Origin of the sequence: Bacillus cereus group sp. MG20, assembly GCF_040459885.1 — a bacterium.
Taxonomy (GTDB): Bacteria; Bacillota; Bacilli; order Bacillales; family Bacillaceae_G; genus Bacillus_A; species Bacillus_A cereus.
On sequence record NZ_JARVHF010000001.1, the window covers coordinates 1,075,283 to 1,087,588 of the forward strand.

The window sequence follows — 12,306 nt, forward strand, 5'->3', positions numbered from 1 at the left end:
ATATTTTGATACACAATTGGTTATTTACAGAATCTTTACACATTCTATACATTCACATCAAAATTCACTTCACATATTTGATATGATTAATTGGAAGATAACAATAGAAAAGGTGAGTCATATTGGAACAAAATCAAACTGTAACTTTAAACATCTTATTAACAAGCGATATACATGGCACTGTTTATCCTATTCACTACCAAGATAACTCCCCAGCAGAACTTGGTTTAGCTAAAATTTCTACTCTTATAAAAAAAGAACGTTCCCAAAATACAAACGTTCTTTTAATTGATAATGGCGACTTTATTCAAGGAACACCATTTACTTATCATTACGTTACATACGAAAAAAACAAAAAAAATCCAATGTCCTTATTAGCGAATTACTTACAATATGACGCTGCAATTATCGGCAATCATGAATTTAATTACGGGATGAATATATTAAATAATGCTGTGACTACTGCGAACTTCCCGTACCTATCAGCAAACATATTAGATAAAAACATAAACAAACCTTATTTCGGAAAACCTTATTTAATCAAACAGATTGAATCCAATATAAAAATCGCTATTTTAGGGGTAACAACACATTACATCCCAAATTGGGAACAGGCCCATCACATTAAAGATTTACTATTTGAAGATGCATTAAAGACTACAAAAAAATGGGTTTCTTATATTCGCGAACATGAGAAACCCGATTTATTAGTCGTAGCCTATCACGGTGGATTTGAAAAAGATTTACAAACCGGGGAACCTACTGAAGTGTTAACAGGTGAAAACCAAGGATATGCAATGTGCCATGAAATTGAAGGCATAGATCTTTTACTAACAGGTCATCAACACCGAGAAATTTCTCACACAATGGCTAACGGTGTAACAATTTTACAGACCGGATGCAATGGACACTCAGTCGGCAAAGTAAAAGTAACATTCGAAAAAACGAAACGTAAATGGGTAAAAAAAGAGAGCTCTTCTGAATTATTATCTGTACAAGGAATTGAAGCGGACCAAGATGTACTTTCATTGGTAGCCGATTACGAAGAGAAAACACAAAAGTGGCTTGATCAACCTATTGGAATCATTCAGGGGGACATGCAAATTTCAGATGCTATGCAAACTCGTTTGCACGATCATCCTTTTATCGAATTCATAAATAAAATACAGATGGATATAGCTAAGGTATCAATTTCTTGTACAAGTTTGTTCCATAATACATCTCCAGGTTTCCCGGAACATGTAACAATGCGTGACATCGTTTCTAATTATATTTATCCAAACACATTAAAAGTAATTAGAATAACTGGAGCTGATATAAAAGCCGCTCTTGAACTCTCTGCTTCTTATTTCACATTAAAAACAGATGGATCCATCATCGTAAGTCCTACCTACATAGAACCAAAACCACAACATTATAATTATGATATGTGGGAAGGGATTTCATATGTATTAAACATTTCAAAACCAATTGGTGAAAGAGTAGAATCTTTACAGCATAACAGTGCTCCTCTTAATATGAATGAAGAATATGAAGTTGTAATGAATAATTATCGTGCAAGTGGCGGGGGAAATTTCTTTATGTTTCAAAACAAACCGGTAGTAAAAGATATACCCACAGATATGTCTGAACTTATCGCTAATTATATATTGGAACATAAAACGATAGAAGCAACAGTTAATAACAACTGGAAAGTTATTAAATAACGATTTTTACAAATAAAAAAAGATGGGCTTCGCCCATCTTTTAATTTAATTTTGCATTATCTTGCTTTTTTAAAGCTTTTAATTTCGTCGGTGTGACATCTGTACCTTCTTCGTTAACAACTTTAATTCCTTTAAGTTCGTTTAACATATTTTGACGAAATCCTTTTAAATATTGTTCACGTAGCGATTGACGCTCACGTTGCTCTTCTTCAGTTAAACCTTCAGCTTTTGCTTTTTTCGCTAAGAAGTTAATGCGTTCAACGAGTTCGTGATTAATCATCTCGAATCCCCCTTCTAATCAAAACTGATTATTATCATACAATAGTTACTCTTCTTTATCAAGCAATTGCTTCGTATACTCTACATATCTACGATGTACAGTCGCCTTTGAAACATTATGACCAAATCCACGTAATGTTGCTGCAATTTCTTCAAACGTGAGTTCACTTTTTCGCAAACGTACAATTTCCTCAATTGGCACTTCTTTTTTCTCTCTTCCTACACTTAAATGACGATTTTTTAAATTATTTTCTGGACGATAACCTTTTTCTACTGCACGTTGCATACCTCGTTTAATTTTCAAATTATGAATCTTTCTTTGATATTCTTCAACAATACCAATAATATCTAATACCATCGAATCAGAATCCGACAATTGTAATTCACCATTATGTGTATGCGTATATACTTTTATGCCTTCTTTATGTAAACAATGCATTAATGCGATCTTCGCATTTCCTCTACCAAGGCGCGTTTCATCTTGTATAAGTAACACATCAATTTGTTCGTCTCGAATTGTATCCAGCACCTCTAATATACCGTCACGTTCAATTGTATATCCACTAGCCTGCTCTTCAATCACCTTAGTAACATTCATTTGATAGCGCTCAGCTAAATGCAATAATTCATCTTTTTGACGTAATAATGATGTTTCTTGCGCTTCTTTCGTTGTACTCACACGTGCATAAATAATTGCATTCATTTTGAACCCCTCTTTCTCCCTATTATTTCCCTATAGTGTAACATAAATCCGCCATTTGTTCGAACTTATGTTTGTAGAATGTTTTTTCACATGTTATACTTATTAATAAGAAAAATGAAAGAAAACGAGGTGTTAGAAAACATGGAAAAGTTAACGAAACGCCAGCAAGACATTCTCGACTTTATTAAGCTAAAAGTACAAGAAAAAGGATATCCACCTTCCGTACGTGAAATTGGTCAAGCAGTCGGCCTCGCTTCTAGTTCTACAGTGCACGGACATTTATCACGATTAGAAGAAAAAGGATACATTCGACGCGATCCAACAAAACCACGTGCCATTGAAATTTTAGGTGAAGACCGAATGGATACGGAAACACAATCTGTTATTCAAGTTCCAATTGTCGGAAAAGTTACTGCCGGTTTACCAATTACAGCGGTTGAAAGCGTAGAGGAACATTTCCCACTTCCAGCTAGTATTGTTGCTGGAGCAGACCAAGTGTTCATGTTACGTATTTCTGGAGATAGTATGATTGAAGCTGGTATTTTCGATGGAGATTTAGTTGTTGTTCGCCAACAACAGTCTGCATATAATGGTGAAATTGTAGTCGCCTTAACAGAAGATAACGAAGCAACTGTTAAACGTTTCTATAAAGAAAAAGACCATTTCCGTCTACAACCAGAAAACTCTTCATTAGAACCTATCATTTTAAAACAAGTGTCAGTTATCGGGAAAGTAATTGGCGTATATCGTGATTTACATTAAAAATAATAAAAAGAAGATAATTACCTTATTTATATACGGTAATTATCTTCTTTTTTGTATTTTGATAGATTTCCATACATTCTATTTCTTATTAACGAGTTTCAATCGTCACATCTCCCGCAGCCGTTTTACCGCTAATCTTTTTACTACCATTGCCAATTGTTACGTTATTATTTTCTTCATTAAAAATTGTTACATCTCCGGCAGCACTTTGCCCAGTAATTACCGCATCTTGTGGTTTTTCCGATAAAGTAATATCTATATCTCCCGCAGTTGAACTTGCTTCTAGATTATACTTGGAATCATGATCTTGAATATTTATTTCCCCACTTGTTGTTTTTGCGGTCACTTTCCCTAATACCTTCTTAAAGTTCACCTCACCAGCTTTTGTCGATCCTTCCACATTCTTAGCCGTTACTTGTTTCAACTCTACTTCTCCAGCAAGTGTTCTAACACTTACGCTATCACTTTTCACATCACTCATTTCGATTTGTCCAGCAGATGAATTTACTTTTACATCTTGATAAGAGCGTTCAGGCACAAGGAGAGTCAATTTAGACGTTTGAAACCTAAAATCATAAAAAGAAAAATCAAATGAAGCACCTTTTTCTCTTTCCCCAATAATTTTTAATGTGTCACCATCTTCTGCAATACGAATCTCTTGTTTACGTACATCTCCTGATTGCTTTACATAAAAAGAAGAATCAGGAGATTTTTGGATAACAATATCTCCGGCATCTAACTTAACTTCTATATTTTTTAATGTTTCGTTTTTAATTACATCTTCTTTATCGCCTTTTTCAGCAGTTTGTACTGCTTTTTCATATGTTTGGGAAATTCCTATTACTCCAATAATGATACAAGCGATAGCGATTAAAAATAGTTTTTTCATCATTTACTCTCCTTTTATCATTTTGAAGTTCCATATTACATATCGTACACACAATCTCTTAAACCACTTTGTACTATAAAAAGCGATAATACATAACAATAAACCTACTCCAACAAACGTTATACTAACGAAAAGATCCAACCATATAAAAGTACCCATAAATACTTTTCCAATAACGAAAAATGGTGTTACTACACTAGCAATACCACCAATCCAAAAAGAAAATATAAAAGCAACAATTGCGACTAACGGGCCTAACACAATAATAAAATTAAACAAACTAAGTCCAATCGCTGCCATAACAGCTCTTGTCACATTTGAAGTCGATGGATTTTTTTTCATTTCATCGAAGCGATACATCGCAAGTAACTCTTTTGCGATTATTTTCGGAGAACCAAGGCCCTGAATTATTTCTGATTCAGTTTTCCCCTCTTCTAGTCCAAACTGAAAGTGCTCTTCATAATCCAATAAAATATCTTGCCTCTCTTCCTCTGGTAACTTTCTAAGATAACTTGATAATTCTTTAAGAAACCCTTCTTTACTCATCCCATTCCACCCCTTCAATAATTTCTTGTACCCCTTTCGCAAAATCACGCCATTCTGTTACTAACAAATGAAATTGCGTCTCCCCTTGCTCTGTTAATTGATAATATTTACGAGGTGGCCCTTCCGTAGATTCCTTTAAATACGTTTGAAAATACCCTTCTTTCGTCAAACGACGTAACAAAGGATATACTGACCCTTCCGATATTAAAAATTTATTAGAAATTTGCTGAACAAGTTCATAACCGTAACTATCTTTACGTTTTACAAGTGCTAATACACAAAGTTCAAGCACACCTTTTTTAAACTGAACGTTCAAGTGTCATCCTCCTTTCCTATCTTAGTACTGTTCAATACACGGTACCTGTTTTATCCATAATATACCATTTAGTATTATTTATTGCAAGGTACTAAACTATATTTATTCCCTAAATTTAGAAAATGAACTAACGAAATTCTGAATAAGACTGTGTTATAACTGAGATCATTACGTTAATATCATTGAGTAATAATCTGATTCACAAGCCACAAACTTATAGCCTTGCAGATGAGGACATAAAAATCATCGCTCGCGTTGTACAAGGCAGTAAAGAATTATTAAGTTATAGCACAAGTGATTAAAAAAGATAAGATCAATTCTTTTGAAAAGATTTTCTTAGTAACATGATTCAAAATAACCAATAACAATCCATTATCTAGTAGTTAACATATCCAATAACTTCACTAAAAAAGCCCTGATACCGTAGTATCAAGGCTTTTTCATTTCACAAATTATATAAAACTTACATTTATCTGATAATATTTTTCTATGATATCACTACTTGTTATTAATTATTGGCTTTTATGTGGCTGTTTTTCATTTTGCAACCATATAAAATTGTAATAATAGGGAATTAAAAAACCCTTGATACGAGTTGTATCAAGGGTTCAAGCCTCTTAGTATAGAGACATATATTGATCGCGTTCCCATTGGTGAACTTGTGTTCTAAAGATATCCCACTCAATCTCTTTCGCTTCGATGAAGTGCTCAAGTAAGTGTTCTCCTAGTGCACCGCATACTACTTCATTAGATTGTAATGTAACTAACGCTTGCGCTAATGTTGCTGGTAAGTCAACGATACCTGCTTCTTCGCGCTCTTCTTTTGTCATTACATAGATGTTACGGTCTACTGCAGCGGGTGGAGTTAATTTGTTTTTAATTCCATCAAGACCTGCAGCTAATAATGTAGCCATTACTAAATATGGGTTTGCAGCTGGGTCAACACTACGTACTTCTACGCGTGTACTAATACCACGAGATGCAGGGATACGTACTAACGGGCTACGGTTTTGTGCAGACCATGCTACGTAACAAGGCGCTTCATATCCAGGTACTAGACGTTTATATGAGTTTACAGTTGGATTTGCTATCGCTGTAAATGCTGGTGCATGTTTTAAAATACCTGCGATGAAGTGACGAGCATCATCACTTAGTTGTAAGTCACCGTTTGCATCAAAGAATACGTTCTCACCATTTTTAAATAATGATAAGTTACAGTGCATACCTGAACCGTTCACACCGTATAGTGGTTTCGGCATAAATGTTGCGTGTAAACCATGTTTACGAGCAATTGTTTTTACAACAAGTTTGAATGTTTGAATGTCATCACATGAGCGAATTGCATTTGCATATTTAAAGTCAATTTCATGCTGCCCTGGAGCAACCTCATGGTGAGATGCTTCAATTTCAAATCCCATTTCTTCAAGTTCAAGAACGATATCACGACGACAGTTTTCCCCTAGATCCATCGGCGCAAGGTCGAAGTATCCACCGTTATCGTTTAATTCTAATGTTGGATTTCCTTTTTCATCAACCTTAAATAGGAAGAATTCTGGCTCTGGTCCAAGATTGAAGTCTGAAAATCCTAAAGCTTCCATTTCTTTTAACACACGTTTTAAGTTGTTACGTGGGTCTCCATCAAATGGAGTGCCATCTGCATTGTAAATATCACAGATTAGTCGAGCTACTTTACCTTTTTCAGCTGTCCAAGGGAAAATTACCCAAGTGTCTAAATCAGGATATAAATACATATCAGATTCTTCAATACGTACGAAACCTTCAATCGAAGATCCATCAAACATCATTTTGTTATCAAGAGCTTTCGTTAATTGTCTCACTGGAATCTCTACGTTTTTAATTACCCCTAAAAGGTCCGTAAATTGTAAACGGATATACTTTACATTCTCTTCTTTCGCCAAACGGAAAATATCTTCTTTTGTGTATCTAGACATTATAAATTCCTCCTTAGTCCCTCTAATCGCCTTCAGAATCAGTTATCTTTAGTGAAAAAATCTTGAAATGTCACCTTGTCGCAATGAAGTTCGATTGAATCTACCTGTATGTTGTAGTTCATCTCGAAGTATTTTGCGAAGCTCAGTTTTTGAAATTTCTTTCGTTTCTTCTTTTACTTTCACTGCTTCTGTTTGATTTTCTTTCATTAGTAACACTTGCTTAATACCAGCCATATTCAAGCCTTGATCTAACAAATCTTTAATCTCTAACAACTTATCTACATCGTTAAATGAAAATAATCTACGATTCCCCTTTGTACGGGTTGGAGAAACAAGATTATGCTCTTCATAGTAGCGAATTTGACGTGCAGACAATTGTGTTAAATCCATAACAATACCAATTGGAAACAGCGGGGCAGAACGTCTATCTTCTTTCATTTTTCAGTTCCTCCTTCGCCTTAACTGCTTCTCATTTTATAACATGTTATGTTTAGTGTCAATAGATGTTAGCTTTTCTTACATGTTTTTTTTATAAATTTTTTCATTCTTTTTTCTAATCGCATAAATCGTTACTTTTATACGAAAAAAGCTGCCGATATCGACAGCTCCCCTTTAAGAAATTGTTAATAAATTCTTTTCAATCAATTCATCAATCGCAGAACAAATCGCAATTTTAACATGCGAATACGTTAATCCACCTTGCACATATGCAACATACGGTGGTCTAATCGGACCATCAGCAGACAATTCAATACTTGCACCTTGAATAAATGTTCCCGCCGCCATAATTACATCATCTTCATAACCTGGCATATAGTTTGCATACGGAGTAAAATGCGAATTAATTGGAGATGCATATTGAATCGCTTGACAGAAGGCAACCATACGGTCTTTATCATCAAATTGAACAGATTGAATTAAGTCTGTTCTTGGTGCATTCCACGCTGGTGACGTGTTCATTCCTAACTTTTCTAAAAACGCAGCTGTAAAAATTGCACCTTTCAGCGCTTGTCCTGCAACATGTGGCGCTAAGAAGAACCCTTGATACATTTCTTGCAGACTGTATAAAGACGCTCCAGCTTCCGCACCAATTCCCGGAGATGTTAAACGATATGCACACGCTTCAACATACTGTTCTTTACCGACAATGTAACCACCAGTTTTTACAATTCCCCCGCCTGGGTTTTTAATAAGCGAACCCGCCATTAAATCTGCACCAACATGACACGGCTCTTGCTCTTCAATAAACTCCCCATAACAATTATCTACAAACACAACAACATCAGGTTTAATTTCTTTAACAAACGCGATCATCTCTTTAATTTGAGAAATAGTAAACGATGGACGAGTAGCATAACCTTTCGAGCGCTGAATACCGATCATTTTCGTATTACTATGAATCGCTGCTGCAACAGCTTCAAAATCAACAAGCCCACCTTCAGTTAGCGGAACTGCATTGTAACCAATATTATATTCTTTAAATGAACCTACACCTTTCCCACGCACACCAACGATTTCCTCTAACGTATCATACGGTTTCCCAGTAATGTACAATAACTCATCTCCTGGACGTAAAATACCGAATAACGCTGTAGAAATAGCGTGAGTACCTGAAATAATTTGTGGACGAACAAGTCCAGCTTCCGCCCCAAATACATCAGCATACACTTTTTCTAACGTATCACGGCCAATATCATCATAACCATAACCTGTCGTCGGGATAAAATGCGAGTCACTAATTTTATGTTTACGAAAACTTTCTAATACACGAAACTGATTACTTTCAATTACTTCATCCGCACGTTTATGTACTTCTGTAATCTGATTCTCTACTTCTTTTACGATTGGAGCAATTTTTTCTCCATTTTTCAAACGATCAAACATTTTTATTTTCTCCTTCTTCCACTAAAAATCTCTTTAATTGCACATTAAGCGATGAATGAGTAAAAATATACCCTGCACAATCATATACAAATTTATCTTCCAGAAACTCCATCTTTGCTAATAGCGTTTCCGTCTTTAAAAGCGTTAATAACTTACCTTCACTCGGAGGGATTTCTACTCGATAACGATCCATTTCTTTCTTCATTTTCATTTCTATCGCTTCTTTTATACGCAATAAATCACTTTCTTCAAAAGCACTAGTCATTAAGAAATCACTTTTCGGAAACGGAATAAAGTTTTGATGTAATTCATCTTTTTTATTATATAACGTAATAATAGGAATATGATTAATTTCAAGTTCTGATAATAATCGTTTTACTGTTTTTTCATGCCCTATGTAGTTAGGATCCGCAGAATCAACTACATGTAAAATAACATCTGCTTCCCCCGCTTCTTCCAGTGTTGAACGAAAAGCAGCAATTAATGAAGTGGGTAAATCTTGTATAAAACCAACAGTATCAGTTAGTAATACTGTATAACCAGAAGGTAAGGGCATCTTCCTCGTCGTTGGGTCTAGTGTTGCAAACAGAAGGTTTTCTTCAAACGTATTAGCTTCCGTTAATCTATTAAACAGTGTCGATTTCCCTGCATTTGTATAGCCTATTAATGAAATTTGAAATACTTTATTGTCTTTTCTTCTCTCACGATATCTTTTTCGGTGTTCCACAACAACTGCAAGTTGTTTCTTTATTTCATCAATACGCGATCGAATATGACGACGATCCGTCTCAAGTTTCGTCTCACCCGGTCCTCTCGTTCCAATACCACCACCAAGACGTGATAAGGACAACCCTTGCCCCATAAGACGTGGCATTGTATATTGCAACTGAGCTAATTCTACTTGAAGCTTACCTTCCCTCGACTTCGCACGTTGCGCAAAAATATCTAGTATTAGTTGCGTTCGATCAATTACTCTCGCATCTAATACTGAGGATAAATTCCGAATTTGACTCGGCGTTAATTCATTATTAAATATAATAACATCCGGCTCTAATTCTTCAGTTAGCATTGTAAGCTCTTCTAATTTCCCTTTACCTATGTAAGTTGCCGGATGAAACTTTGGTCGTTTTTGCGTTGTTGAAACTAACACTTCCGCTCTCGCAGTCTTAGCTAGTGATGCAAGCTCTTTCATGGAATGCATAAATTTTTCATCATCATCTTGCGGCAATTGACAGCCTACTAATATGACTTTTTCTTTTTCTTCCATCAAATATGTTCACTCATCCTTTTCGAAATTTAAACCTTCTAATATAATAGCAGAGGAAGCACATTTCATCTAGTTAGCGGGGGAGAAAATTCATGGCATGGGAGATTTTTAGCATCATAGGCACAATCGCTTTCGCACTAAGCGGAGCCATTGTTGCAATGGAAGAGGATTATGATATTTTCGGGGTGTATATTTTAGGAATGGCAACCGCATTTGGGGGAGGTGCCCTTCGTAATTTATTAATCGGTTATCCGATTGTCGCGTTTTGGCAACAAGACATGTTATTCCAAATCGCACTTTTATCAATGACTATTATTTTTCTTTTTCCAAATAAGTTAATTAGACATTGGAAAAAGTGGGAAAATATCACTGACGCTATCGGCTTATCAGCATTTGCTGTACAAGGAGCATTATATGCTCAAAAATTAAATTTACCAATTAGTGCCACAATCGTGGCAGCTGTTTTAACTGGTATCGGCGGCGGTATCATTCGCGACCTTTTAGCCCGCAGAAAACCTCTCGTTCTTCGAGCTGAAGTATATGCCTTTTGGACAATTTTAGCAGGTTTCTTAATTGGCGCTCAAATTATTGTTAGCGATTGGGCCCTTTACATTTTATTCATTTTAATTGTTTGCTTCCGCATGGTTTCTATTCATTACAAATGGCATTTACCGCACAGACGTATCGAAACGAAAGAACGTTCAATGCATAAATAGCAATCTAACCTCTTTACATATCGTAAAGAGGTTTTTCTTTTCTAACGATTTTTTCTTTATATAATGTTTATACTAATTTTTAAAGTGAGGTGAATACAAATGACAAACCACGTTAATAAAGGAGCTCAAAAAAGTTCAGTAAACCAATTTGGACACGACCCTAATTCAGCACACGAAAAGAGCGCTAAAATGGAACGCTTCCATAAAGCGCACCAAGAAAAAGCAAAAAAAGAGTAAACGAACTTATACACAAAAATAGACGCACAGTTTATGTACTGTGCGTCTCCTCTTCGAGCATCAAATCCATACTCGATATTCCAATTAAATCATTTTTATCATACGTATCTTCTTGCAACAACCGCATCGCCTGTGTACGAATTGATTTTTCAACAATATTCCGTACATACCGCCCATTACTAAACGATGTAATTTGCGACGAATACTTCACCGCATGTAAATGATCCCTAAATTTCCATTCAGCTTCTTTTGATAACTGATATTCACGATCTTCATACATTCTCTTTCCAATTTCCAATAGCTGATTTACCGAGTAATCCGCAAATTCAATAATAAATGGAAAACGAGATTGCAGCCCTGGATTTAATGAAAGAAAGTGATTCATCTCTCTTGAATATCCAGCTAAAATCAATACAAAACCATGTTGTTTATCTTCCATATGTTTTACAAGCGTATCAATTGCTTCTTTTCCAAAGTCCTTCTCTCCTCCTCGAGCTAAAGAATACGCCTCATCAATAAACAAAATACCTCCCATTGCTTTTTTTATTAAGTCTCTTGTTTTTTGAGCTGTATGGCCGATGTACTCTCCTACAAGATCAGCACGTTCAGCTTCAACCAAGTGGCCTTTCGATAGAATATTCATCTCAAACAGCAATTTTCCTATCATTCTAGCAACAGTTGTCTTCCCTGTACCCGGATTCCCTTTAAACAGCATATGAAGCACTTGCTTCTCAGACTTCAATCCCTTCTCTTGTCTTTTTTTATTCACATAAATCCAAGCATATATTTCTTTTATTATCTTTTTTATATCATCCATCCCAACAAGCTTCCCCATCTCTTCTTCAATTCTCTGCAGCATTTCATGTTTAATTGTAGTTTCATTTGAAATTACCGTTTTATTTTCTGCGGCTGGCAAAGAAATTTTCTTTCGATGGTTTAACACAATATTAATTTGATTGTTGTTTTTCTTTCGCATCGATTGTTCCATACAATCACCTCATTTTATCCCGCTATTTGCGAGCAGTAAGACTCCCACCTCGACATTC

The 12,306-nt window shown here is 35.4% G+C and carries 14 protein-coding genes; 4 read left to right on the forward strand and 10 right to left on the reverse strand.

The genetic code is table 11. The features are described from left to right. The first annotated feature begins 122 nt into the window (after positions 1–122). Positions 123–1,706: a bifunctional metallophosphatase/5'-nucleotidase gene (locus tag QCI81_RS05420; RefSeq protein WP_071731665.1), complete on the forward strand. Its 1,584-nt coding sequence runs from the start codon at positions 123–125 to the stop codon at positions 1,704–1,706. A gap of 40 nt (positions 1,707–1,746) precedes the next feature. On the opposite strand, the gene QCI81_RS05425 is transcribed toward QCI81_RS05420, so the two are convergent. Then, positions 1,747–1,986, reverse strand: coding sequence for a DUF896 domain-containing protein (locus QCI81_RS05425; RefSeq protein ID WP_000607015.1), 240 nt, complete (start codon positions 1,984–1,986; stop codon positions 1,747–1,749). 45 nt (positions 1,987–2,031) lie between these two features. After that, complete coding sequence (locus QCI81_RS05430; protein WP_000991471.1) at positions 2,032–2,688, reverse strand: YneB family resolvase-like protein; 657 nt, start codon at positions 2,686–2,688, stop codon at positions 2,032–2,034. A gap of 141 nt (positions 2,689–2,829) precedes the next feature. Here QCI81_RS05430 and lexA point away from each other — a divergent pair, with 141 nt between their 5' ends. After that, the gene (lexA, locus tag QCI81_RS05435; RefSeq protein ID WP_000413738.1) at positions 2,830–3,450 is read left to right on the forward strand and encodes a transcriptional repressor LexA; all 621 of its coding nucleotides are present in this window, start codon (positions 2,830–2,832) and stop codon (positions 3,448–3,450) included. Between the two features lie 91 nt (positions 3,451–3,541). Here lexA and QCI81_RS05440 read toward each other — a convergent pair whose 3' ends face one another. The 7 genes from QCI81_RS05440 to hflX form a co-directional block, all read right to left on the reverse strand. After that, on the reverse strand, positions 3,542–4,345 hold the full coding sequence (locus QCI81_RS05440; RefSeq protein ID WP_001986547.1) for a DUF4097 family beta strand repeat-containing protein: 804 nt from the start codon (positions 4,343–4,345) through the stop codon (positions 3,542–3,544). Next, positions 4,346–4,888, reverse strand: a complete 543-nt coding sequence (locus QCI81_RS05445; protein WP_353810631.1) for a DUF1700 domain-containing protein — start codon at positions 4,886–4,888, stop codon at positions 4,346–4,348. Beyond that, the gene (locus QCI81_RS05450; protein WP_001102628.1) at positions 4,881–5,204 is read right to left on the reverse strand and encodes a PadR family transcriptional regulator; all 324 of its coding nucleotides are present in this window, start codon (positions 5,202–5,204) and stop codon (positions 4,881–4,883) included. Before QCI81_RS05450 ends, QCI81_RS05445 begins: the two co-directional genes overlap by 8 nt. Positions 5,205–5,821: 617 nt before the next feature. Further along, positions 5,822–7,156, reverse strand: coding sequence for a type I glutamate--ammonia ligase (glnA, locus tag QCI81_RS05455; RefSeq protein ID WP_000092763.1), 1,335 nt, complete (start codon positions 7,154–7,156; stop codon positions 5,822–5,824). Between the two features lie 48 nt (positions 7,157–7,204). Next, positions 7,205–7,594 (reverse strand): transcriptional repressor GlnR, encoded by a 390-nt coding sequence (gene glnR / locus QCI81_RS05460; RefSeq protein ID WP_000656783.1) that lies wholly within the window; start codon positions 7,592–7,594, stop codon positions 7,205–7,207. Positions 7,595–7,768: 174 nt separating this feature from the next. Beyond that, a complete protein-coding gene (locus QCI81_RS05465) occupies positions 7,769–9,040 on the reverse strand; it encodes a methionine gamma-lyase family protein (protein WP_000460282.1) in 1,272 nt (423 codons plus the stop codon). Continuing rightward, a complete protein-coding gene (gene hflX, locus QCI81_RS05470; RefSeq protein WP_043924696.1) occupies positions 9,033–10,307 on the reverse strand; it encodes a GTPase HflX in 1,275 nt (424 codons plus the stop codon). The genes QCI81_RS05465 and hflX overlap by 8 nt, the downstream gene beginning before the upstream one ends. A gap of 92 nt (positions 10,308–10,399) precedes the next feature. Between hflX and QCI81_RS05475 the strand changes: the two genes are divergently transcribed. Both QCI81_RS05475 and QCI81_RS05480 read left to right on the forward strand, forming a co-directional pair. After that, a complete protein-coding gene (locus QCI81_RS05475) occupies positions 10,400–11,023 on the forward strand; it encodes a trimeric intracellular cation channel family protein (protein ID WP_000312267.1) in 624 nt (207 codons plus the stop codon). Positions 11,024–11,122: 99 nt separating this feature from the next. Next, positions 11,123–11,260, forward strand: coding sequence for a hypothetical protein (locus QCI81_RS05480; protein ID WP_000181505.1), 138 nt, complete (start codon positions 11,123–11,125; stop codon positions 11,258–11,260). A 31-nt stretch (positions 11,261–11,291) separates the two neighbouring features. On the opposite strand, the gene spoVK is transcribed toward QCI81_RS05480, so the two are convergent. Next, a complete protein-coding gene (spoVK, locus tag QCI81_RS05485) occupies positions 11,292–12,248 on the reverse strand; it encodes a stage V sporulation protein K (RefSeq protein ID WP_000438177.1) in 957 nt (318 codons plus the stop codon). Positions 12,249–12,306 lie beyond the last annotated feature (58 nt).